The organism is Paenibacillus algorifonticola (assembly GCF_000971975.1).
GTDB lineage: Bacteria > Bacillota > Bacilli > Paenibacillales > Paenibacillaceae > Pristimantibacillus > Pristimantibacillus algorifonticola.
On sequence record NZ_LAQO01000027.1, the window covers coordinates 56,597 to 81,339 of the forward strand.

The following is a 24,743-nucleotide window of genomic DNA, read 5'->3' on the forward strand; positions in this document are numbered from 1 at the left end:
AAAATCCCGCCTCTCTTTCCAAATCATCTAGCATGGAATATATATCGGTGAAAATCGGGTTTTCCATAACGATTTTAGAAAGCGTTTTAAAATAATTGTGTCGAAGCTGTATGGTGAAAAGAGGTGGGGAAAACGAAGACTCAATTATGGCTCAGAAGCTACTGGGTGGCAGGCAGCGACACACTGAAATTCTGGATGAACAAAGATTTCATGGAAGTAAACAGCATGAAAAAATCCGTTGGCGCTAAAGTGTTTGTTAACTCCGACAACAGAACGGTCGTTCCACTTCGCTTCATTACAAATAAAAATCCCCGCAAGCCGATCACTTGAAAAAGTGTCCGCTTGCGGGGATTTTTTTGAATCAAACAAAGTATTGTGCATAAGGCAGCTGCGTCAGGCAAGCTATATGAGCAGCCTATCAGCTACCTTTTTACTATAAAAATCGTTGCCATTACGCGCATCAAAGCGTTGTGCCGCCGCAGCGGCGAGGCTTTCAAAATGGGCGGCGAGCGTTGGCAGGCTGGTATCTTCATGCGCCGCAAGGAAGGAGGCTGGAAGCCGCAGCAACACATCCGATCCTTCTTGAACGAGTTTCTTCAGCAGATGTGCCGTATGTAGATGAAACAGCATAATTTCATAAGGGTTCTCATGGTCGAGGATAAACGGCAAATGCAGTTCTACGACCTCGATCGCTTTCGCCGGCTTTGTCATCGTCAAATATTCAATATGCTGGGCGACGCTTTCCAGCAGATCGCGTTTGCCTTTGACGAGACGATAGCCTTTCGTATGCGCTTTTTTCGCTTCCTCGTGGAGGTTTAGGCGTTGCATAGGCAAGAGCAGCTCCGGCAGCGTAATATGAGGCACCTCAGCACATTTCATGTTCCCTAATATAATCGGCTCCGCCGCCTTTAATGCTTGCTCATCCTCGCCCAGTCTTGAATAAAGCATGACAATATAATGCTGTTCACAGGCGATACAATCGCTCATATGATCCCGTTCCACTTTCATAAACTGCTGGAGATAATCCTTGGCCTCATCGAGCTTGCCGTGATCAAGGGCGAGGCGGGAGCGGAAATATAAATAAGTGCGATTGCTGTAGCCATGCTCCTTATAGCGCTTGCCTAAATCCTCAAGCAGCTCCTGAATTTGCGACATCGGAATTTCCGGGAAATTCGAAATGGTGCCGACGATCCATTTGTATCGCCATAACAAGCTCTGCCCATCGTATTCCTCAGGGTTTCGATCATATTGGCCTAGCTGCCAGGAGAAGGCGATAATCGCTTTCAGCGGAAAACCGTGAAATCCTGCGGTTTTCACGATTTGGTGGCGTGCATAAAAACCATTTTCGATATCGCCCTCGGCATCAGCGAGCCGAACGGCAGCCTCCAGCACCTCGAGCTGGGCAGCGCCGGGAGGAAGGTCATACGCCTGATTCATTAAATCTTCAAAGTCCATTTCCATATTTGATCCTCTTTCTATGTATTCAATGCTTGGCAGCGGAGGCGCTGCCAAGCTTCATCAGGTGGGCTAAACGAGCAAGCCCGCTGAAATCTTTTTGCTATAATAATCATTGCCATTGCGTGTATCAAAACGTTTTGCCGCCGATAGGGCGAGAGCTTCAAAGTGCGGAGCAAGCGCGGGCAGGCTCGTATCCTCATGCGCAGCGAGGAAGGAGGCTGGCAGCCGCAGCCTCGCTTCGGAGCCTTCTTTAAGCAGCTTCTTCAGCAGCCGTGCTGTGAACAGATTAAACTGCATGACCTCATAAGGATTCTCATGATCGAGGATGAACGCCAAATGCAGCTCGACGACCTCTAGCGCCTTCGCCGGATTCACATCCGTCAAATAATGAATATGCTGTGCGACGCTTTCGAGCAGATCGCGCTTGCCTTTGACCAGACGATAGCCTTTCGTATGAAGCTTTTGGGCTTCCTCTGGGGAACCTTGGCGCAGCAAAGGTGAAAGTAAATGCGGCAGCGTAATATGAGGCACCTCAGCGCATTTCATTTTGCCGGATAAAATCGGCTCCGCCGCCTTTAAAGCTTGTTCATCTTCGCCCAATTGCGCATAAAGCTGGACGATATGATTTTGCTCACAGGCGATGCAATCCGTCATAAAGTCCCGATCCACTTTCATCATCTGCTGGAGAAAATCCTTTGCTTCATCCAGCTTTCCATGGCTCAGGGCATGGCGGGAGCGGTAATATAAATAAGTGCGGCTGCTGTAGCCGTGCTCCTTAAAGCGTTTGCCCAAATCCTCGACCAGCTCTCGAATTTGCGACATGGGAACTTCCGGAAAGTTGGAAATGTTGCCGACGATCCATTTGTAGGACCACATTAAATCACTGCTATCGTAATTTTCGGGATCTTGGTCATATTGTCCCAGCTGCCAAGAGAAAGCGATAATCGCTTTTAGCGGGTAACCGTGAAAAATAGCGGTCTCCACAATTTCGCCTCTCGCCTCAAAGGCGTTATCGATATCGCCTTCTGCATCTGCGATTCTCACGGCAGCCTCCAGCACCTCCAGCTTAGCTGCGCCGGGGGGCAGATCATAGGCCTGATCCATTAAATCCTCAAAATCGAGTTCCATTTATGTTCCTCCTTGTGTATCAAGCTTTTAGGCGTTCGAGGATAGTCCCCAATCGATAAATTTAACCATGCCTTGGCCCAGTACACCAAGCTCCTGGCGCGTCATCGGATAATGTCCCATCAGCAAGGCGTTCGTGTACAGCATTTGGGCAGCGGTCGTGAACATTTGGTTGTCGGCGCTGTTGAAAATTTTCTGGACGAGCGGATTGTTTAAGTTAAAATAAAGCGTCGAATACGCCGATTCCGTAAAACTCGTGCCAAGGTTGCCGAGCACGGAAGCGAGCAGGTCTGAGCTGTTCTCCTTCGCTTTTTCCAAGGAGCGCAGCGACGATGATTCCTTCGACAGCGTATAAAGGGCGGGAAGCTCTGCCGGAGCAAAACGTTTGAGCTGAATTTGGCAGCGGAAGCGCTGCAAAGCTCCATCAGCAAGACGGATTCGCTCGTAAAACTGATTGCGCTCCTCGTTTGTTAAATCCTCGAAGGACAGCGATACATCTTCCGGCAGCAGCCTTTCCATATCCAGCTCGGGAAGAAGGATCGACAAGCGCTCAAGCAATTCATGGTTATAAATATAGCCGCCATTGAGGACGAGCATCGATTGTGCTGCGGCAACATGGGTAATTTGACGATATTCATCAACAGATAATGTGTAAAATATTTTTTTATTATCGGCCAGCAGCTCGCCAAATGTTCGTTCTCCGTATGTGCTTTCGAAAGTAAGCCAGCGGTAAATCGTTTGCAGGAAATCCTCATCCTGTGCAGCGAGTGCCTTCATCGACAAAGCATGCAGCTGAATGATGCGTTTCAAGCGGTCCGGCTCATAGTCGCCTATGCGCATAAGCTCATTGCGAATCGATTGTCCAAGCTCCTCACGCACCGATTCCAGCCGTTCATCCTCATAAAAATGCTCGCGGGAAGCCGTCGGCTGCAGCTCATCCGTCCAGATGAGGCATTTGACGAAAAAGGCCCATTCCGGTAAAATATTCTCCGCTTTGTCGGAGACGAGCATTTGCTTCAAATACACTTTATGGGAACGGCGGGTATTCAGGTTTACACTATGCGGCAAAATAAAAGCGATTCCGCCCGTTCGGCCATTCGCTGTTTGGAGCGGGATGAAATCCTGCATCGGCTCGCCCAGCAGCTTTTCACCGAAGGCAAGCACTTCACGGCGACGGCCGCGCGCAAGCTCCGGCTGCATAATCCAGTCCGGACGCGACTCATTAATCGTCTTCGCGACTCCATTTGCCTGCAGCCTAACCGGATAGGGCAGCAAGGCGCCATAATAGAACAGTAACTCTTCAACCATTTGCGGCTCGTAATAAGGCTCGCTATCTGGCTTGCAGCGCAAATAGATTTTCGTTCCCGGCGATAGCTTCGTGCTCAGCTGGCGGATCGTATACGTTCCGTTCGGCTTGCCTCGCCATTCCATAGACGGTCCGCCCTTCACCGATTGGGTCAGAACGACGATTTCGTCGCTGACCATAAAGCAGGACAGCAGACCGATGCCGAAGCGGCCGATGAACGAGGTTTCTTTTGCGATAAAATCTTGACCGACCTTGGAGGAGTGGCCGATCATCGCTAGAAACTGATGAATATCTTCCTCGGTCAGTCCTACGCCGTTGTCTTCAACAGTCATCGTCGTTTGACTGCCACTGCCTGAAATTTCTACCGTCACGTTCCCGATAAAACCAGGATCAAGCTGTCCTCGTGCCGTAATAGCGTCCGTCGCGTTTTGCAGAAGCTCGCGTAAATAAACATTAGGGCTGCTATATAAATGGTTGGAAAGTATGTTGATCATTCCGCTTAGATTAACTTGAAATCGATACTCTTGTTCGTTGCTCATCGGATTCTCCTTTATTATAGAAGGATTTTAGTTTACATCGTCCTAGCTATTCTACTATTTTCCATACATGCAATTCCAATATTTATAGCATAATGAGCCGTACGACCCATAAGCTTATTCCCTAAATTCCTATCTTTCAAACATCTATAGTCGCAGAGGCGGGCAGTTGGATGGAGGAAGCAAGAATGGAGCTTGCGATTTACCGTTTTTTCATAGAGAGCTTATCGCATATGGAGCAAAATTTTCGATACGGCTCTTCACTCATAGGGGGAAAGAAAGAGCCGCTTTAGCAGAATGAGTCATGGGGCCCATAAGCTTACACCCTTATCGTTACCTAGAGATTGCAAATAGTCACGTATGCTTCTCGGATCGGTATAGGAGGAAAGGAATGGGGTATAATAAAACTATACAGTATAATAGAAGGAGGCGGCATAAAATGATCTTTCGCAAAGGAAGCCTAAAAGTTGGCATATTAAACGGTATTCTTCTCGCGCTGCCCTTCTGGATCCTCTTAATTTGGTTATTATTCAAACTAATTAACTAGCCTTATGCGGCTATTGAATCAGGCATTTCGGGATAGAGTATTGAAACATTAGAACGCTTGCAAAGCTCAGAACATTGGTTCAGAGCGCAAGCGTTTTTTTGTTCATTTTTCTGAAAATAAAGCAAAGGTCAAAAACGCCGTCATGCCGCACGGCGCCTATAAAATAAACTGACATGCCGCGCCGCCTCATGCTAGCGAAACAACAGCTCTTTATTGCGTCAATAAGACGCAATAAAGTTCTCATTTTGCGTTATGCAGCTTAACCGCTGTACCTATGCTTGAAATGGCTTTTTGTAGACAATAAAGCATGGTTATACAATACCTTAACAATTTACTGAAATTGGATATAGGACGCGTGGGGCAGTTAATGGGCTAAATGATCAATTTATTTAATTCGACACAAACTGACACTCTTTTCGAAATTCTTCTTTTATAATTATTCAATACGCGTAATATACGACACACTAAAAAGAGCGCATTGGATAGGTTGCCTGATAAGCTTTAACGAATTTGAGCTCCTTTGGCAGCAAAGTTCGTTTGGCGTAGAAATATAAGCCGTTTATAAATTCGTCATTTATACACGCTTATATTTTCAAAAAAGAGGTGGAGGGATTAGGATGGTAACGAATCAACAATCACTCAGACAGGTGGATGATTACGGCGTTAAGGGCGAGCAGCCCGATCAAACCACTGATGATCTTCACGAGCTTGTGCAGCGAAAGCAGCGCGCTCTAAAGGCAAAGGCCTTTTTCAAAAAGCTTGCTGACGATCCATTGTTTGCACCCGAACCAGGCAGAACCGCAGGAAGAAGCCTGACGGAATGGCTCCTTATGGCGCAATATCCGATTAAGCAAGAGATGGTATTCGATTATCATGAGCAGCGTTATGTACCTTCCGAGACGAGGCCGCGTATTGATTTAGCCGAATTGCTGACGCTGCTGCTGCGTAAAAAAGGGATTAATGGCACGTTTGAAGATATGATGGATCACGTCCTTGAAGGCGGTTCGTTCCAACAATTTTTGTCGGAACACAAGCTGGCGAAAAGGGCCTCGATGTGAATAATTGTTTTGAAAATTCAGAAAACTAATTTTCAAAACACCTTGAAAAAGTTATTCTTTATGAATATAATCAAGTCGAAAAAGCTCATATTGAGTATTTTCGCAAAAGGATAGAACTGTCGAATGATAGAGAAAGGTGTAAAATGGCTGCCTGCCCGATGTTGGAAGTTGCTTATAAGGGCTGGGCAGCTAGGCGGCGAAAATGGTAGGCACCTCTTTTTTTTACCCAAAAGGTCGCGTTTTGAATAATTTAATGTGGAGGTAAATGCATTGGAATTAAAACAATATTGGCAGGTTGTGAAAAAAAGAATTTGGTTGATAGCAGCGCTCGTCTGCATGGCAGGAGTGGCGACAGGCATCTATTCTTATTATTTTCAACAGCCGGAATATGAAGCGTCGACCAAGCTGATCGTCAATCAAACAGGCAGTCAAAACGATATTATCGCCAAGCTGGATTTAAGCACGATCAACTCCAACATTCAACTGGTAAAGACGTACAAGGAAATTATAAGAACGCCGAGGGTGATGGATAAGGTTGCCCAGAAGTATCCAGAGCTTGGCCTCACGGCAGGCGAGCTGATTGAACGGATCAGCGTAACCTCGGTCAACGACACGCAGGTGATGTCGGTCACTGCAAGGGATTCCTCTTATAGCCGGGCCGCGAATATCGCAAATGCGGTATCTGAAGTATTTATGCAGGAGCTGCCGGGCTTGATGCAGGTGGACAATGTTTCGATTTTGAACGAAGCGGTCAATAAGCTCAACCCGCCTCCTGTATCGCCTAAACCGACGGTGAATATTGCCATTGCGCTGGCACTCTCTATGCTGGTGGGCATTGGATTCGCTCTGCTGCTCGATTATCTCGACGATACGATTAAGACGGAGGAAGACATTCAGGCAGTGCTTGGCTTGCCGACGCTGTCACTCATTCCGAAAATCCGCGAGGTTGATCTAGGCAAGCACAAGGACAATTCCATAGATCAACCGATGAGGGGGAAAAATAATGTCACGTTCGAAGCCTAATTGGCCGCTCATTACGGAAACGAACCCCAAGTCGCCGATATCGGAGGCTTACCGCATCCTTAGAACGAATATTGATTTCTCCAATTTGGAGGAGGAAATTCGTACCCTGATGGTCACCTCCACGAAGATGAATGAAGGAAAAAGCACAACCTCGGCCAACATTGCCGTCACTTATGCCCAGTCAAACAAGAAGGTGCTGCTGATTGACGCCGATATGCGCAAGCCGACGCAGCATCAGCTGTTCCGGGTATCCAATCAGGTTGGCCTAACCTCGGTGCTGAGCAATCAGAAGGAATGGGAGGCCGCGATTCAGACCACCTCGGTAAGCGGGCTCAGCATTTTACCGGCTGGACCGGTTCCGCCAAACCCTTCGGAGATGCTTGCCTCGAAGCGAATGGACCAGCTGCTGGAAAAAATGAAGGAGCGTTACGACATTATTATTGTCGACACCCCGCCGATCATGGTCGTGACGGATGCGCAAATTGTAGCATCCAAGTCCGACGGCGTCGTACTCGTCATCGATTCCGGCACAGTCAAGAAGGAAGCCGCGATCAAAGCGAAGGCGAGTCTGGAGCATGTGAAAGCCAGGATTTTAGGGGTAGTGCTCAATAAAATCAAGCGGAGCAGCTCGGAAGGGTATTTATATTACTATCAATGAGTGTAAGGTTTCGTTTTGAGTATTTGTAATCTCTTAATCGGGATGATTAAAAGCGTAATGAAAAAGGCTCCACTGCATGAAAAGCTTGGCTTCCGATCGCCATTTTCATCACCATTTTAAAACCGTAAGTGAAGTGATTCAACAACTCAAGAAACTCGCTTTTTTAAAAGGTAATGTCTCCTGCACCTATATCACTGGAGGCACTCGATCATGCTGTGGGCCGTGGGACGGCCTTAGACGTAGAGCGTCGGTGGTGTGGTGTGAGGAGGGGTTAGATGCCCTTTAATTTAGTGAGGAGCCCGGTGAAAGGGGCAATGGCGATCGAAATCCAAACCTTTCACGCAGCGCCGACCCCCTTTCACCGAGCTCTTCCCCATAATTACGTGCAGAAAAACGGGCGAAAAGGAGTGAAAGCATTTAGAAGTTCGAGCTATACGATCATGTATAGGAGAGGAGCCAGACACACGAGAGTATAGCTGGAACTTTTAACTCCCATGAACTGCTTCCAATTAAATAAAAAAAACGAAGAAGGATAGGGTGATGGATGATGAAAAAAGTGACAAAAGCAATTATTCCTGCAGCTGGACTTGGAACACGCTTCTTGCCTGCAACGAAAGCAATGCCGAAGGAGATGCTGCCGATTGTCGACAAGCCGACCATTCAATACATCGTCGAAGAAGCCATCGCATCCGGTATCGAAGACATTATTATCGTAACAGGCAAAGGGAAGCGGGCCATTGAGGACCATTTTGATATCGCATTTGAGCTGGAGCATACGTTGATTGAGAAAGGAAAGCTGGAGCTGCTGCAAGCGGTACAGCGTTCCTCCAATGTAACGATCCATTATATTCGTCAAAAAGAAGCAAAAGGGCTGGGACATGCTGTATGGTGCGCCCGCAAATTTATCGGCAATGAGCCATTCGCCGTTTTGCTCGGCGATGACATTGTCGAATCCGAGGTGCCTTGCACAAGGCAGCTCATTGAACAATATGATGCCACGGGAAAATCGGTTATCGGCGTTCAGACCGTATCCGTCGATCAGACGCAGCGTTACGGGATTGTCGATCCGGTAGGGATGGAAGTAGAGGGCAGCCGACTCGTGCAGGTTAACCGTTTCGTCGAGAAGCCGAAGCCCGGACATGCGCCATCCAATTTGGCGATTATGGGCCGTTACGTGCTGACGCCGGAAATCTTTGATTTTCTGGAGCTGCAGGAGCGCGGCGCAGGCGATGAAATTCAATTAACAGACGCGATTCAAAAGCTGAATGAAAGCGAAGGCGTTTTTGCTTATGATTTTGAAGGCAAACGTTACGATGTCGGAGAAAAGCTTGGCTTTATTTTAACGACGATTGACTTCGCCCTGCGCAATAAGGAGCTTAAGCTTCCACTGATGACGGCGCTTGAGGAAATTGTCGAGCAGCAGCAGGCCAGCCAGCTCCAAGCACTGAGGAGGGATAGCGTATGAGTGTAAATCGGCCACAGTACAAATCAGAAACCCGCACGCTGCCTCTCTCGCTGCAAGCCGCAGCGAAACGGATCATTGATGTCTTGTGCTCGCTTGCGGGCATTATTTTTCTGCTTCCGGTGTTCATGCTCGTCGCTTTGCTGATTAAGATCAGCGATCCGAAGGGCACGGTATTTTTCAAGCAGAAGCGGATTGGACATAAGGGCAATACGTTCAGCATCATCAAGTTTCGCTCCATGCTGCATGATGCCGAGCAGCGGCTGCGCGCCGACCCGGTATTGTACAAAAAATACATCGACAACAGCTACAAGCTTGATCCATCCGAAGATCCACGCGTGACGAAAATCGGCAGCTTCCTGCGCAAAACGAGCCTGGACGAGCTTCCCCAGCTCATCAATGTGCTGAAAGGCGAGATGAGCCTGGTGGGACCGCGCCCGATCGTACGTGACGAGCTGAAGGAATATGGAGAGAAAGCGGTCCCCTTCCTATCGGTCAAGCCGGGAGTAACCGGATATTGGCAAGTAAGCGGACGCAGCGACGTTGGATATCCTGAGCGCGTCGATCTTGAGCTTTTTTACGTATACAACCAGTCCGTATGGCTGGATCTAAAAATATTATATCGCACGGTCATAATCGTGCTGCTGCGCAAAGGCGCTTATTAAATAAGAACTCAGAAGCAAGGTGAAAAGGCAAGCGGAGTGAAAAGGTTGAGCTGTAGGAGCGTGAGCGTCCGCCTTTGTTACTTGAATCTTACCGCTAAAAAGTTAATTCAAAGAACTCAAGGAACAACAGCGGCCGAAAGCCAACCTTTTTACGCAGCGCAGTTCCTTTTCATCATGCTTCTGATTCACACGACACTAAGCAAGAAGAAGGAGATGCCTTATGAGAGTGGCTATCGTTCATGAATGGCTGGTAACCTATGCGGGTTCAGAGAAGGTAGTGGAACAACTGCTGAATATTTACCCTGACGCGGACCTGTTCTGTGTAATTGATTTTCTGGAAGAGAAGGACCGCCATATGCTGAAGGGAAAAAAGCCAATTACAACTTTTATTCAGCAGCTGCCTTTTGCGAAAAAAATGTACAAAACCTATCTTCCTTTTATGCCGCTGGCGGTCGAGCAGTTTGACTTATCCGGCTATGATGTCATCATATCGAGCTCGCATGCGGTCGCGAAAGGCATTATTACCGGGCCTGATCAAATTCATATTTCCTATGTGCATACGCCGATCCGTTATGCCTGGGATTTGCAGCATCAATATTTAAGCGAGCTGGGCAAGCTGAAGCAGCTCGTTTCCAAGCTGCTGCTGCACCAAATTCGCATGTGGGATGTGCGGACGGCGAACGGAGTGGATGTATTTCTCGCGAACTCTTCTTATATCGCCCGGCGCATTCACAAAATTTATCGCCGCCAAGCACAGGTTGTGTACCCGCCGGTTGAAGTGAAGGCGTTCGGCAATCATTCCAATCAGGATCGGAAAGAGTATTATTTTACCGCTTCGCGGCTTGTGCCGTATAAGCGAATTGATCTAGTGGTTGAGGCATTTGCCAAAATGCCGGACAAGGAGCTGATCGTCATTGGCGATGGTCCGGAGATGAAGACGCTGAAGCAGCTGGCAACGCCGAACGTCAAGCTGCTCGGTTACCAGCCGAATGCCGTGCTGCTTAAGCATATGCAGCAGGCCAAAGCTTTTATTTTCGCAGGTGAAGAGGACTTCGGCATTAGCATGGTCGAGGCGCAGGCAGCGGGAACCCCGGTTATTGCCTATGGCAAGGGCGGTGCCCAGGATATCGTTAAAGGGCTGGGCGAGAACAATCCGACCGGCTTGTTTTTTGAGAAGCAGGATGCGGAATCGGTCATTGATGCGGTACGGCAGTTTGAGCTGCTGTCCTGGATGATGACGGATGCGAACTGCCGCCAGAACGCACAGCAGTTTTCGGTGGAGGCGTTTTTATACCACATCTCCAGCATTGTCAGCGGCAGCTTTAATGAACGGTTTAATCCGATGAAAGTGCAGGCCTAGCTCGATGTTTGCCCGTTTGCCGAACAAGCTGGCGCTTTATGCCGCGATGCTGCTGTCACTGGGCGTTATATGCCTCGCTTCCGTGCAGCATGTTTATGTGCTGCTGTTCGTTATTGCTGGAGCGCTCGCCTATGTCGCGATTAGGAAAGACGCCATTTATTATGTCGTCATCCCAGCGCTGCTGGCATACCAGTTGTATTTGCCGCTTGCGGTTTCGGTGACGCTGTCGAGTCTCGTGCTCGTTATGCTTCTGCTGCGCTCGGCGTCGCAAGGAAAGCTGATGCATTATTTTCGCACACAGCGGCTTGTTCGTTATTATGTCGCCTTGCTTATCGCGATGGGAGTGGGCATTATTTATGCCCCGGACCGGGTGCTCGGCTTTAAGCTGATTGCTTACTCCATCATTGGTCTGCTCGCTTTGCTGGCAGGCTACTATTACCGGACCCGCGGGCTTTCCGTTGAACAGACGCTGCGCGGCATTCAGCATGTGTATTTGCCGATTGGCCTGCTGAACATTTATTTTATTATTGCGCCTGATCTGGAGCTGCAATTTTTAAGATCAAAGATCGCGAGCTTTCTGATCGAGCCGAATACGCTGGCGGCGTTAATTAATGTAGATATTAAAGCTAATATTTTGGACCCCTATAAAGCAGGAACGTTGTTCGTTAATACGAATGTGGCTTCGGTTTTCTTCGGAATGATGCTTTGCATTGCGCTGTCGCTGCTGCTTCGCAAGGGCAGCCTGCTGCAGCTCGGCATCTGCTTCATTTATTTAGGCGCTATGCTGGCGACACAGTCACGCGCTGGCGTGTTGGCGCTTGGCATTGTGGTGCTGGCTTATGTGTGCATCCGGTTCCGCGTGCAAAAGCTGTTCAAGCTGTCGCTGCTGCTCGTCATACCCGCAGCGATTATTCCTTTTATCGTTACCGGCGACATTATTACGAATTTGACGAGCAGGCTGAATGCCGATGCGATCGAGGGTGATCCCCGGACTTATATTTGGAAGTTCACCTTCCAAAACTTTGCCGAGCATCCGCTGCTGGGCCTCGGCTATGGCGGCTGGGAGCGGATTTTTCCTTTCTACGCAGCGACGGTTGGCTTCAGCAGCAAATATCCGCCGCATAATTTGTTTGTCATTATGTGGACTTGGAGCGGCCTGTTTGGACTGATTGCCCTTATTTTGCTGCTGTTCGGCATTTTGTGGCGCGGCATTCGCCTTTATTATCGCACGGGCTCGGCACTCGATAGCTGTGTAGTAGGAGCAGCGCTATTCGTTATCGTGCAAGGGATGTTTGATAACTTTTTCCTGCATGATCTGCGGGTTGCTTCCGTTTTCTTCTTTCTCGCGGGGCTTATCTTATACGAGCAGCGCAAGGATAGCGATGGGGAGCTAAGCAGCATGGATGGGAGAAGCCAGAGCGGAAAGCAGGCGGGTAACGGAGAAGGGCAAGCGGTTCAGGAGCGGGCTTTGACGCCGCAGACGGCAGAAGTTGGAGGGAAATAATGAGGATTGGCGTACTGAGAAATACCTTTTTGCCTGCATCGGAAACATTTATTTATGAGCAGCTGAATCAATATCGGAATGTGCAGGTGGAGGTCATTACCCGGGAGGTCGCGAATCGCGATAAATTCCCTAATCAATGGAGCATCAACACAATCGTTGGCGCAGCAGGGTCGTCGCTTCAGAAGAAGCTGACAAAGCTGCTTTACACGCTGACCTTTACCTCCACCCGCCATATTAACCGGATCGTCGAGCAGCGCGGCATTGAGCTTGTGCATGCCCACTTCGGGGTAGATGCGGTATATGCGGTTCCCGTCTGCAAGGAGCGCGGCATTCCGCTGTTCGCTACGTTTCACGGGTACGATATTACAAGGCTGCCGAAGCTGATGCCTGGGCCGCTTTCCTGGCTTGTCTATTATGTAAAGTTCAAGCGACTTGTGCGGGATACGACGTTGTTTCTCGCCGTTTCCAACCATATTAAGCAAAAGCTGATGGCGCATGGCGTGCCTGAGCATAAAATCAAAATCCACTATATCGGCATCGATTTGAACAAGGTTTTTTACCGGGAAGCGCCTGACCGGGACATTGTCACCATTATGACGGTTGGCCGCCTGACCGAGAAGAAGGGAATCGCTTATTTAATTGAAGCGTTCCACCTTCTGGCAGCGCGTCGAGACAATGTGCGCCTTGTCGTAGCTGGGGACGGGCCGCTGAGGCAGGAGCTGAAGCAGCTTGCTGCATCGCGGGCCGGAGCCGGACGAATTACGTTTCTGGGCAGCATTCCCCATAGTGAGGTGCTGCGGCAGCTCAGCGATTCGGATATATTCTGCTTGCCCAGCGTAACGGCGAAGGATGGTGATCAGGAAGGGCTCGGTATGGTCATTCTGGAAGCTTCCGGAACGGGACTTCCCGTTGTTGCCACCAGCAGCGGCGGTATTAAGGATGCGGTGCTGAATGGCAAAACCGGCTATTTGGTAGAGGAGCGCAGCGCCGCCCAGCTGGAGGAAAAGCTCGATATGCTCGTATCCAACCAACCGCTGCGTGCAGCCATCGGACAAAATGGCCGCGCCTTTGTTGAGCAGCAGTTCGATCTGTGCTTGCAGACGGAGAAGCTGGAGCAGCTCTATAAACAATATATTGGAGAGAAGCAGCATGTCTAAGCCATTTATTATTGTGTCAACTGCCGATTGGGATAACCCCTTCTGGACGAATAAGCAGCATATTGCGGACAGGCTTGCGGGCCGGGGGCATCAGGTGCTGTATCTGAATTCGCTCGGTTTGCGCAAGCCGTCAAGCAATGGCAAGGATATTAAGCGCATTATAAAGCGGCTCAGCCAATTTTTTAGCGGGCTGCAGCAGAAAAAAACAAATCTATGGGTATGGTCGCCTGTCGTCATCCCTTATCAGCGGTTCAGCTTCGTTCGGAAGCTGAACTTTTTTATTGTCCGGCAGTATGTTAAGCATTTTGCTAGGAAGCTCGGAATGGAGGATTACGTGCTGTGGACGTACAATCCGCTGACGCAGCCGCTGCTGGATATGCGCGAGCAGCTGTCGGTTTACCACTGTGTAGATGAAATTTCCGCGCAGCCCGGTATGCCCGAGCAAATTATTAAGGAACAGGAAGCGCGGCTGGTGAAGGAAGTCGATGTCGTTTTTGCTACGGCCCCCAATCTGTATGAGACGCGCAAGGCGATTAACGACAGCACTTATTACAGCCCGAATGTAGCGGAATTCAATCATTTTAACAAGGCGCTGTCGCCGGGCACGGTCATTCCCGCGGAGCTTTTGCGAATGAAGGGTCCGAAGGTTGGCTTCATTGGAGCCATTAGCGGCTACAAGCTGGATCTGGCATTGATCGAATCGGTCGCGTCTCGCAACCCTCATGTGCATTTTGTGTTCATTGGGCAGGTAGGAGAGGGCGACCCATGGACCGATGCAGATCGGCTGGGCAAGACGCCGAACATTCATTTGATCGGGCCGAAGCCGTACAGCGAGCTGCCGGGTTATTTGAAAGGCTTCGACGCCTGCCTGCTGCCGAACGTCATTAACGAATACACCACGAATATGTTTCCGATGAAATTTTTTGAATATTTATCAGCAGGCAAGCCGGTTGTCATGACGCCGCTGCCGGCAGTTAGGGATTACTATTCCTACTGCTATGTTGCGGCCGATGCCGATGCCTTCGACAAACAGCTGGGACTGGCGCTGAATGAGGGGCTGCTTGACAATTACGAGCAGTTGATCATGGACCGTGTCGCTGAAGCGAAAAAGCATGACTGGGAGTCGCGCATCGATACGATGCTTGCCGTCGTGGATGCGCATATCAAAGGTGCAGGCGCACCTGAGGCGCTGAGGGCAGCGAGCTTGCCAGGAGCAGTGCCGCTGCCCGCAGCCGCTTCGCCAAGAAACGGCAAAACGGGCAAAACCGCTCGCAGCGTAGGCAGCAAAGCGTAGACATACAGCTTAGCATCAACGGTTAGCTGCTGTGCAAGCTGCCACATCAAGCAGCGATAACAATCGAAAAAGACGAGGATAGAGGAGTGGAGGAGCTTGTTCGAACATATTGTGAACGAAGCGAATGTTCCGCTAAGCCGCATTACGACGATGAGCGTTGGCGGTCCTTGCCGTTATTACGTCGTTCCGAAAAGCGTAGAGGACATTCGTTTTGTAACGGCGATTTGCGAGCGTTTTGGCTGGAAGCTGCTCATTATCGGCAATGGCTCGAATGTGCTTGTGGGTGATGAGGGCTTTGACGGCGTCGTCATGCATGTCGGCAAAGGGTTGAAGGAATACGGCCTTCAAGACGGTGAGCTTTACGCTGAAGCGGGAGTAGCGCTGCCAAGGCTGGCATATTCCATGGCGAATGAAGGCATCGCCGGATTCGATTTTATGGCAGGCATTCCCGGCAGCGTAGGCGGCGGGCTCGTCATGAATGCTGGCTGCATCGGCAAGGAAATCGGCGATGTCGTCAGCAGCGTCACGCATATCAGCGACACGGGCGAGGTGATTACGAGCAGCGCCGAGGAGCTGCAGTTTTCCTTTCGCCGGAGCTGGTTTCTGGAGCGGCGCCACATCATTGTGAGCGCGCGTTTCCGGGCTGAAGCGGCAAGCGATCCCGCGCAGGTGATGGAAGCGACGAAGCGGGCGGCGGACATCCGCAAGGGCAAGTTCCCCATCAACGTCAAAACGGTGGGCAGCACCTTCAAAAGCCCTCCCGAAGGCCCGCATCCCGGCAGACTGATCGAAGAGGTCGGGCTGAAAGGCTTTGTTATTGGCGGCGCACAGATTAGTACGGTGCACGCGAACTGGATCATTAATCAAGGCAGTGCAACAGCCAGCGACGTAAAGCGGCTCATTGAGCTGATGCAAACGACAGTAGCCAAGCAGCTCGGCATCCAAATGGAGCCGGAAGTGTTGTTCGTATAAATAAAAAAACAAAAGGGTGAGGAAAAAGGCGAGCGGAGTGAAAAGGCTGGTTGGAGAAGTGAAACGTCCGGTTTTTGAAACAGCGGTCGGATACCAGCCTTTTCACGCAGCGATGCTCCTTTTTCCACACCCTTTACAAAGGGAGAGAAAGCATATGGTACAAGCTCATTCAAGAGCGCTCGGCACAAAGAGGATTTCGGAGCCTTATTTATTAATTGAGGGAGGTTATCCCCTTTCAGGTGAAGTCTCGCTTCCCGGAGCCAAAAACTCGGCGCTGCCGGCTATTGTGGCCGCCTGCCTCTCCGATGAGGAGGTCGTGCTGCATAATGTGCCGCTTGAGCTGAATGATGTAGCCAAGCTGATCAAGCTGCTGAACGATTCCGGCGCGAACGTTGAGATCAAAGGAGACGAGCTTCACTGCAAGGGCAGCGCGTGGATGGGCGGCACGTTGAACGCCGAGCTGGCGGGCAAAATTCGCCACTCCCTGCTGCTGCTTGGAGCGGCGGCGCACTGGCGCAGCTCGCTCTTTCTGCCGCTGCCAGGCGGCTGCAACATTGGCAGCCGCAAGCATGACATGCACGTAAGCGCGCTGCAGGAGCTTGGCTTTGCGATGGAGGAGAGCGAGCTGGGGCTTCACTTGCGCGAGAGCCAGCCGAAGGAGCGGACGGTCATTACGTTCCCGTATCCAACCTTTGGCGGCACGCTGAACGTTCTGTTCGCTTCCGTTCGTTCGAATGCGGTTGTTGAGCTGCATAACGCCGCCCGCAATCCCGAGGTGCTGGATGTGATCAAGCTGCTGAATGATATGGGGGCGAGCATTGAATGGCTGTCTTCGAACAGCCTGCAAATTACTGGCGTAGAGCGTCTGCACCGCGCAGACTTTACGGTGATGAGCGACCGCATTATCGCTTCAACGATTATTTCAGCAGTCGGTGCGACGAAAGGCTCAGCAACGATTCGCAATGCAACGACCCGCATCCTTGAGTCCGAAGTAGCCGTATGGCGGCAGGCGGGCCTGAAAATAGAAGAAATCGACAATGGCATTTATGTGGAATGGAACCGACCACTGGAAGCAGTGAACGTCACGACGGCTGCTTATCCGGGATTCCATACCGATATTCAACCGCTGCATACCGTATTGATGATGAATGCAAGCGGCACGAGCGAGCTCAAGGAGACGATTCTCGACGGACGATTCTCCTACTGCTACGAGCTGAACAAGCTGGGCGCGAATATCGAGGTGAAGGACGGCGGTTTCCTTTGCGTCAATGGGGCGGCGGGACAGACAGCTGTCATTCATGGCGTAGATGAGCTGTATGGAACTGATCTTGTTGCAACCGATATTCGCGGCGGAGCGGCTGTCGCGGTTGCTGCACTGGCGGCTGTTGGGACAAGCCGGATTACGAATTTGTACCAGCTGGAGCGGGGCTACGGCAACTTCACTGAAATTTTCACAGCGCTGGGCGCGCAGATTATGAAGGTGAACCACTAGCATGCTGTTCCAGATTTTAACGACGATCGGCACCCGGCTGCTTGTATTATTCGGAGCTTTTATCGTTTCGGTACTGACAGCCAGACTGCTGGGTCCCGAAGGCAAAGGGATGATAACGGCTATACTCGTCATCCCTACGCTCGTTGTGACAATCGCCGATCTTGGCATCCGGCAGGCGGCTGCTTATCTAATCGGTAAAAAATTATTTAACTATAACGATATTGTATCGACCTTATTATTTATGTGGCTAATCTCCTCGACCCTCAGTGTCGCAGTGGTCATGGGCATTTTGCTGCTCCAGTATGGAGGAGAGTACAGCTGGGAGCTGCTTGTCATTTGTACGCTGACCGTGCCCGTCAATCTAGCGATTCAATATTTACGCGGCATTATGCAGGGCAAAGGCAATATCGGCAGCATTAATAAGGTCGAAATGATTAAGACGGCGCTTAATTTCATCATTTTGCTCATTCTCGTCTGGGCGCTTGGCATGGGGGTTCTCGGAGCGGCGCTGACACAGCTGCTGATGGCGGCATTCACGTTAGGCTACTCCATGAAACTGCTGCTGGGCGAAGTGAAATTCAAGTTCAAATATATTCACCCTATTCCGCAGCAAATGATGCGGCAGGGCTTTTCTTTTGCGCTTGCACTGTTCATCATTCAGCTTAACTACCGGGTGGACGTCATTATTTTGGAGCGGTTCACGGGTGTAATCGAGGTCGGCATTTATTCGGTTGGCACGAATCTCGCAGAGCTGATCTGGCAGCTGCCAGCCGCTATTGGACTGATTTTATTTTCACGCAGCGCAAGCTCAAGCAGCAATCAGGCGGCGGTCGAACGGACAGCGAAGCTGATACGCGTCATTATGCCTGTGCTTATCGTATTCGGCATCTTCTTCTGGTTCATGTCGCCGCTGTTTATCCGCCTGCTGTATGGCGCTGAATTTGCCGAATCGGGGCAGGTTATTCGCTATTTGCTGCCAGGCATCATCGCCATGGTGCTGTTCAAGCTGATTCATTCCGACCTGTCGGGCAGAGGTGCGCCGCTGTTCTCGCTGCGGGTATCGGTTATTGCGCTCATTATGAACGTCGTGCTCAATTTCATTCTCGTTCCCAAATACGGTGCGGTAGGGGCATCGATTTCGTCCAGCATCAGCTACATGTATGCGGGCGTTGCTTTTATTATTTTTTACGCACGACGGGAATCGATTAGCTTGAGCAGGCTTTTAATTTTAAACAAAGAGGACTGGGCGCAAATCAAAAGTAAAATCGGCTCGATCGGCGTTCGTTTCATGAAGCTGCGAAGCCGCTAAAAGGCCAAAGATAACGGAGATGAGGACATGCTGGTATCGATAATCACGGTGTATTACAACCGGGTCAATCAAGTGAAGGAGTCGATTCAAAGCCTGCTTGACCAGACGTATGCGAATACGGAAATTATTTTGGTTGATGACGGTTCGACGGACGGCACGCTGCAGGCGCTGGAAGCTTTTCAAGATCCGCGCATTCGGCTGATCAGCCACAGCAATCGCGGCTTCACCCGTTCGGTCATTGAAGCGGTGAAGCAGAGCAAGGGAGAGGTTGTAGCCATTCATGGCTCCGGCGATATTTCGTTCCCGCAGCGTATTGAGGAGCAGGTAAAGGTGCTGCAAAGCAGGCCGGATATCGGCGTCGTTGGCTGTATCGTCGAGAACGTCAACAAGGTGACGAACACAACGACGATTTATAACAAGTACAAGCAGGGCGTCAAGGGCATAGATCAGCTGCTGCAAAATAACTTCTACACCCACGGCGAGGTTATGTTCCGCCGCGATGCTTACGAGCAGGCGGGCGGCTACCGCGAGCTGTTTAAGTTCACGCAGGATTACGATTTATGGCTGCGGATGGGGCTCGTCACGGAGTTTGCACTTGTCGAGAAGCTGCTGTATCGCAGATACACATTGCCTGACGGCGTAAGCGGCTCCGTGGAAAAAATGATGGTCCAGCAATATCTCGCTGAGCTGGGCAGGCAGTGCGCCGAGCTTCGCATTCGCGAAGGGCGCGACCTGATCGACCGTTACGGCGTGCATGCCCTATTTTTCCTGAAAAGATCGAAGCGCCTCGCGCTCAAGCTGTTTAATCTCGGCGTTTCCGCCATTGTAAATGAGCGGGACATGGATAAGGCGAAGCGGCTCGTGCAGCTCAGCCTTGAACAGAACTGGACGGCAAGAGGCAGTGTGTTATCGGGCCTGCTGGCTGTGCTGACAAGGTTCGAGGGCGGCAAAAAAGCGATGCTGTCGATGCTGCTTTTACTGCGGCAGGTGAAGAAAAAGGTAGAGAAGACGGCGTAAAGCAAGTAGCGCTATATTCTAGCATTTTTTAGTAGCATGGGAAAAAAGCGCAGTCTTTATATAACCACAGTTTCAGATGTAAAAGGAGGAGCAAAACCAATGAAGCTGATTCTTTTATCCGGCGGTTCAGGCAAACGGCTGTGGCCGCTGTCAAATGATGCTAGGTCGAAGCAATTTTTGCGTATTTTGGATGGGCCCGGCGGGCTAAAGGAATCAATGGTCGAGCGGGTATGGCGCCAGCTTGGCGAGACGGGCCTGCAACGCTCATCCTACATCGCCGCAGGCAAGGCGCAGGAGGAAATGATTCGCGTGCATGCGGGCTTGTCCGTTCCGCTCATTATTGAGCCAGAGCGGCGGGACACGTTCCCGGCTATCGCGTTATCGGCGGTTTATTTGTATTCCGTTGCCGGAGTCAGCTTGGATGAGGTTGTGACGATTCTTCCGGTTGACCCCTACGTGGAGGATGCCTTCTTCCATAAAATAACCGAGCTGGAGCAGGTCATTCACGATTCTGGCTGCGATATGGCGCTGATGGGCGTCAAGCCGACCTTCCCCTCGGAAAAATATGGCTACATCGTGCCGGAGACAGGCGAGCCAAAGCTGATTATTAATGCAGCAGGCGACGTCACGGAAGCGGAAGCAAGCGATGCCGAGACAGGAGATGCCCGTTCTTACCAGCTTGTGCGGCGCTTTACGGAAAAGCCGCGCGAGGAAGCGGCAGCCGAGCTGATGCAGCGCGGAGCCTTGTGGAACTGTGGTGTGTTCGCCTTCAAGCTCGGTTATTTGATCAATCTGCTTATAGAGAAACGGATTCCGATTCAATACGACGAACTCGTCAATCAATACAGCACGCTGGTGAAGACAAGCTTCGATTACGAGGTCGTTGAGCGGGCGAAGCAGGTGGCCGTGCTTCCTTTTGACGGCTGCTGGAAAGACCTTGGTACCTGGAACACGCTGACGGAAGAGATGGGAACGGCGGAGCTTGGCGAGCATATTACGACAGAGCTTGCAACGGATACGCATGTCATTAACGAGCTGGGCATTCCGATTACGATTCTGGGCATCAAAAATGCCATTATCGCTGCAAGTCCCGACGGCATTCTCGTTTCCGACAAGGCGTCCAGCCCGCGGATTAAAGAAGTGCTGAAAAATCGCGACAAGCGCCCGATGTACGAGGAACGCAGATGGGGCTACTACATTGTGCTCGATTATTTGAAATATCCCGACGGCAGCGAGGTCATGACGAAGCGCGTCTGCTTGGATAAAGGGAAAAACTTCAGCTATCACTATCATAACAATCGCTGCGAGGTGTGGACGATTTTGTCCGGTGAAGGCGAAATGATGCTCGATGACCAGCTGCGTACCGTGAAGGCTGGCGACATTATCAACATCCCTCTGGGCAGCAGACACTGCCTGCTTGCCCGGACACCGATGGAAATGATTGAGGTTATGAGAGGGACGCAGCTTGTAGAAGAGGAGAGCGTCAGGCTGGAAGCGGATTGGAAGGACATTATGCAATATTGCATGATTTGAAGGAGCTAACAGGATGATGAATGCTATTGCAGAGCAGCTGGATTATGCGATTGATCGGAGATACGAGCGCTGGAAGGAAGCAGAACTGCCCTTTTACCTGCGAAAAGAGCTCGGAGAGCTTGGGGCAGGCGATTTAACCGACCGCTTCTATAAGCATCTTCACCTCGGGCCGGAGGGCGTGCGGGAGAAGGTAGGCGCAGGAACGAACCGGATGAACATCTATACGGTACGCCGCATTGCACTGGCGCTTGCTGGGGAAATCCACAGCGGCGGCGAGGAGGCAAAGCAGCGCGGTGTTGCGATTGCCTTTGACAGCCGAATTTTATCGCGGGTGTTCGCAGAGCAGGCGGCGCTCGTGCTGGCCAAAAACCGGGTGAAGGTCTACCTTTTCGAGCAGGCTCGGCCTACGCCGGAGCTCTCCTTCGCTGTCCGTTTTCTGCATGCGGCAGCCGGGCTGATGATTACAGCCGGCCATTATCCTTATGATTACAACGGTGTCAAGCTGTTCAGCTCAGATGGCGCTGTCATGGCGCCGGAATACAACCAGCTCGTAGCAAGGCGCATGAAGGACATCGAGGAGGAGGTAGCCATCCCGCTGATGGATGCGGAGGAGGCGGTGCGGCAGAGGCTGCTTGTGCTTGTCGGTACAGAGGTGGACAAGGCTTACCACCGCAAGCTTGCGGACATCATTGTGCGCCCGACTGCCTTTCGGGCAGGGCGCACGCGGATGCGTGTCATTTATACACCGCTGCATGGCAGCGGGGGGCAGACGCTGCTTGAGCTGCTGAAGCAAATGGGCTATCGCGATGTGGAGAGCGTGCCGGAGCAGTTTCAGCCAGACCCGCTTTTCCCAACAATCGATAAGCCAGACCCTTATAATCCCGATTCTTACAGGCAGGCGCTGCTGCTGGCCGAGCGGAAGCAGACGGATCTAATTATGGCGACCGATCCCGAATCGCAGCAGCTTGGTGCAATGGCAAGGGACAAAAGCGGCAAGTGCCGTTTGCTGTCTGCGAACCAGCTGGGCAGTCTGCTGCTTGAATATCTTTGCACGCAGAAGCGGGCTAATGAGCCGGTTTACCCGGCAACGTTCTACAAGTCGCTGCTAACGACGGAGCTTAGCACAGCGATAGCAAGGCGCTACGGTCTTCATATCGTAGAGACGCCGCCGGGCTTCCGCCATATTGCCGCCCGAATAGCGGAAGAGGAGCAGCTCGGGGCGAGAAAGTTTTTTTTCGCCTTTGATGAGACAGGCGGCTGCCTGCCGCAGGCGTTCGTCAGAGATAAGGATGCGCTGCAGACGCTGCTGCTGACGACAGAGATGGCCGCCTTTTATAAAAGCCGGGGCCTGACACTGTGGGATCAGCTGCACAAGCTTTATGAGGCATATGGCTTTTATTTGGAGGATCAGGTCAGCCTGTCCTTTCCTGGCCTTGAAGGCTCGCAGCGGCTGCGTAATGTGATGCGCAAGCTGCGGGGCGAAGTGCCGGAGAAGCTTTCCTCGCTGCGGATTCGCAGCATTTACGATTCGGAGGAGCACGGCGTTCGAGCGCTCGGCTTCAGCAAGGAAGCTGCGAATCAGGAGCTGGGGGCAAATGTGATCAAATACGTTTTCGAGGATGGAGCTTGGTGTGCGCTTCAGCCTACAGGGGCAGGCACGTCGCTGCGGCTTTATTACGGAGCGAAGGAGTGGAGCGAAGTGCGCTGCAGGCGCAGGCTGGCAGCCATTCGTACGGCGCTGCTCTACGATGTGGAGACGATTTTATAATAGAAGATTTTAAATCAAATGATAGGAGCTGGAGCTTGATGAACGTAACAGTGATAGGAACGGGATATGTGGGCTTGGTATCGGGCGTATGTTATGCGGAGAAAGGCAATCATGTCATCTGTGTCGATAAGGATGTAAGCAAAATCGAGCGCCTTCGGAGTGGTGAAATTCCCATTTATGAGCCAGGGCTCAAAGAACTGGCCGATAGCAATACAGCGGCAGGGCGCCTCTCCTTCACCGATGATTTGACCGAAGCGATGGTAGCGGCTGATGTCGTCATTATTGCAGTAGGCACGCCGCCGCTGCCGAATGGCGAGGCGGATATGCGGTTTGTCGAGCTGGTAGCTCGTGAAATCGGCTATGCGCTTAACGGCTATAAGGTTGTTGTTGTGAAAAGTACGGTGCCGGTCGGCACGAACGAACGCGTTCGCGGCATTGTGGCAGCGATTAGCGATTACCCGTTCGATATCGCCTCCGTTCCTGAATTTCTGCGCGAAGGCTCAGCCGTCAAGGATACTTTGAATCCGGATCGCATCGTCATCGGCTCGGAAAGCACGCGTGCAGCAGAGGTGCTGACCCGCCTGCACCAGCCGTTCACCGACCAGCTGATTATGACGGATATTCGCAGCGCCGAGATGATCAAATACGCCTCCAATGCGTTTCTAGCCACGAAAATATCGTTCATCAATGAAATTGCCAACATTTGCGAAAAAGTAGGCGCGGACGTTACGGAGGTTGCCCACGGCATGGGGCTGGATCGCCGTATCGGCTCCTCCTTCCTGCGCGCTGGCATCGGCTATGGCGGCTCTTGCTTCCCGAAAGATACGAAGGCTTTAATTCAAATTGCGGGCAACGTCGAATACGACTTCAAGCTGCTCAAGTCGGTCGTAGAGGTCAATCAGCATCAGCGCTACGGCGTAATCGACAAACTCAAACGGGCGCTTGGCAGCATGCATGGCAGACGTGTTGCCATTTGGGGACTGGCATTTAAGCCGGAAACCGATGATGTAAGGGAAGCGCCAGCGATAGAAATTATTGAATCGCTGCTTGCGCTTGGCGCGATTCCACGCGTGACTGACCCCATTGCGGTCGAAAATTTCCGTTCCCTGCTGAACCACCCTTCCATTGAATGGTGCGATTCCGCGCTTGATGCGGCCAAGCAATGCGATGCTGTCTGCCTGCTGACGGAGTGGGAGGACTATGCGAAGCTTGATCTTAAGGAAGTGGAGCGCGTCATGGCGAGTCCCATCCTCATCGATGGCCGCAATGCGATCAGCAAAGAGCAGCTTGAGGGCACGCTGTTCGCCTACTATCCGGTAGGCAGACCTATGATGAACATCGAAGACATTGCGATACATGAATTGATTTAGGTAGATTAGCTTGTTGAAAAACAAGCGAATTCAATAGATTTGAATTCAATAAATTTCAACGGGTTTGAATAGGTGATACGCAGTGTTTACCGCTGCTTTGCCTACTGTCTATAAATGAAATAGCTAGAA

Annotated in this window: 20 protein-coding genes; 17 read left to right on the forward strand and 3 right to left on the reverse strand. The window is 51.1% G+C overall.

Going from position 1 to position 24,743, the window contains the following annotated elements; translation table 11 throughout:
• The first annotated feature begins 123 nt into the window (after window positions 1-123).
• Entirely contained in the window at window positions 124-330 is a 207-nt protein-coding gene (locus WH37_RS35750) for a stalk domain-containing protein (RefSeq protein ID WP_143088626.1), read from the forward strand.
• 72 nt (window positions 331-402) lie between these two features.
• On the opposite strand, the gene WH37_RS25985 is transcribed toward WH37_RS35750, so the two are convergent.
• The 3 genes from WH37_RS25985 to WH37_RS25995 form a co-directional block, all read right to left on the reverse strand.
• Entirely contained in the window at window positions 403-1,461 is a 1,059-nt protein-coding gene (locus WH37_RS25985) for a hypothetical protein (RefSeq protein WP_046233564.1), read from the reverse strand.
• 66 nt (window positions 1,462-1,527) lie between these two features.
• Entirely contained in the window at window positions 1,528-2,586 is a 1,059-nt protein-coding gene (locus WH37_RS25990) for a hypothetical protein (RefSeq protein WP_046233565.1), read from the reverse strand.
• Between the two features lie 27 nt (window positions 2,587-2,613).
• Window positions 2,614-4,428 (reverse strand): HSP90 family protein, encoded by a 1,815-nt coding sequence (locus tag WH37_RS25995; protein WP_046233566.1) that lies wholly within the window; start codon window positions 4,426-4,428, stop codon window positions 2,614-2,616.
• A 1,161-nt stretch (window positions 4,429-5,589) separates the two neighbouring features.
• Between WH37_RS25995 and WH37_RS26000 the strand changes: the two genes are divergently transcribed.
• The 16 genes from WH37_RS26000 (at window position 5,590) to WH37_RS26080 (ending at window position 24,614) form a co-directional block, all read left to right on the forward strand.
• A complete protein-coding gene (locus WH37_RS26000) occupies window positions 5,590-6,030 on the forward strand; it encodes a hypothetical protein (RefSeq protein ID WP_046233567.1) in 441 nt (146 codons plus the stop codon).
• 270 nt (window positions 6,031-6,300) lie between these two features.
• A complete protein-coding gene (locus WH37_RS26005) occupies window positions 6,301-7,053 on the forward strand; it encodes a YveK family protein (RefSeq protein ID WP_046233568.1) in 753 nt (250 codons plus the stop codon).
• Window positions 7,034-7,711 (forward strand): CpsD/CapB family tyrosine-protein kinase, encoded by a 678-nt coding sequence (locus WH37_RS26010; RefSeq protein WP_046233569.1) that lies wholly within the window; start codon window positions 7,034-7,036, stop codon window positions 7,709-7,711. Before WH37_RS26005 ends, WH37_RS26010 begins: the two co-directional genes overlap by 20 nt.
• Before the next feature lie 547 nt (window positions 7,712-8,258).
• Window positions 8,259-9,176 (forward strand): UTP--glucose-1-phosphate uridylyltransferase GalU, encoded by a 918-nt coding sequence (gene galU, locus WH37_RS26020; protein ID WP_046233612.1) that lies wholly within the window; start codon window positions 8,259-8,261, stop codon window positions 9,174-9,176.
• Entirely contained in the window at window positions 9,173-9,838 is a 666-nt protein-coding gene (locus tag WH37_RS26025; protein ID WP_046233571.1) for a sugar transferase, read from the forward strand. The genes galU and WH37_RS26025 overlap by 4 nt, the downstream gene beginning before the upstream one ends.
• A 220-nt stretch (window positions 9,839-10,058) precedes the next feature.
• Window positions 10,059-11,198: a glycosyltransferase family 4 protein gene (locus tag WH37_RS26030; RefSeq protein ID WP_046233572.1), complete on the forward strand. Its 1,140-nt coding sequence runs from the start codon at window positions 10,059-10,061 to the stop codon at window positions 11,196-11,198.
• Window positions 11,199-11,202: 4 nt separating this feature from the next.
• A complete protein-coding gene (locus tag WH37_RS26035; RefSeq protein WP_046233573.1) occupies window positions 11,203-12,702 on the forward strand; it encodes an O-antigen ligase family protein in 1,500 nt (499 codons plus the stop codon).
• On the forward strand, window positions 12,702-13,859 hold the full coding sequence (locus tag WH37_RS26040; protein WP_052737225.1) for a glycosyltransferase: 1,158 nt from the start codon (window positions 12,702-12,704) through the stop codon (window positions 13,857-13,859). Before WH37_RS26035 ends, WH37_RS26040 begins: the two co-directional genes overlap by 1 nt.
• A complete protein-coding gene (locus tag WH37_RS26045) occupies window positions 13,852-15,153 on the forward strand; it encodes a glycosyltransferase (protein ID WP_052737226.1) in 1,302 nt (433 codons plus the stop codon). The genes WH37_RS26040 and WH37_RS26045 overlap by 8 nt, the downstream gene beginning before the upstream one ends.
• A gap of 96 nt (window positions 15,154-15,249) precedes the next feature.
• Window positions 15,250-16,125 (forward strand): UDP-N-acetylmuramate dehydrogenase, encoded by an 876-nt coding sequence (gene murB, locus WH37_RS26050; RefSeq protein WP_231594369.1) that lies wholly within the window; start codon window positions 15,250-15,252, stop codon window positions 16,123-16,125.
• A 154-nt stretch (window positions 16,126-16,279) separates the two neighbouring features.
• Complete coding sequence (locus WH37_RS26055; protein ID WP_046233575.1) at window positions 16,280-17,617, forward strand: UDP-N-acetylglucosamine 1-carboxyvinyltransferase; 1,338 nt, start codon at window positions 16,280-16,282, stop codon at window positions 17,615-17,617.
• Between the two features lies 1 nt (window position 17,618).
• Entirely contained in the window at window positions 17,619-18,926 is a 1,308-nt protein-coding gene (locus WH37_RS26060; RefSeq protein WP_046233576.1) for an oligosaccharide flippase family protein, read from the forward strand.
• 27 nt (window positions 18,927-18,953) lie between these two features.
• Window positions 18,954-19,943, forward strand: coding sequence for a glycosyltransferase (locus WH37_RS26065; RefSeq protein ID WP_046233577.1), 990 nt, complete (start codon window positions 18,954-18,956; stop codon window positions 19,941-19,943).
• A 99-nt stretch (window positions 19,944-20,042) separates the two neighbouring features.
• Complete coding sequence (locus WH37_RS26070; RefSeq protein ID WP_046233578.1) at window positions 20,043-21,476, forward strand: sugar phosphate nucleotidyltransferase; 1,434 nt, start codon at window positions 20,043-20,045, stop codon at window positions 21,474-21,476.
• Window positions 21,477-21,489: 13 nt separating this feature from the next.
• A complete protein-coding gene (locus WH37_RS26075; protein WP_046233579.1) occupies window positions 21,490-23,244 on the forward strand; it encodes a phospho-sugar mutase in 1,755 nt (584 codons plus the stop codon).
• Between the two features lie 38 nt (window positions 23,245-23,282).
• Window positions 23,283-24,614 (forward strand): UDP-glucose dehydrogenase family protein, encoded by a 1,332-nt coding sequence (locus tag WH37_RS26080; protein ID WP_046233580.1) that lies wholly within the window; start codon window positions 23,283-23,285, stop codon window positions 24,612-24,614.
• Window positions 24,615-24,743: the final 129 nt, after the last annotated feature.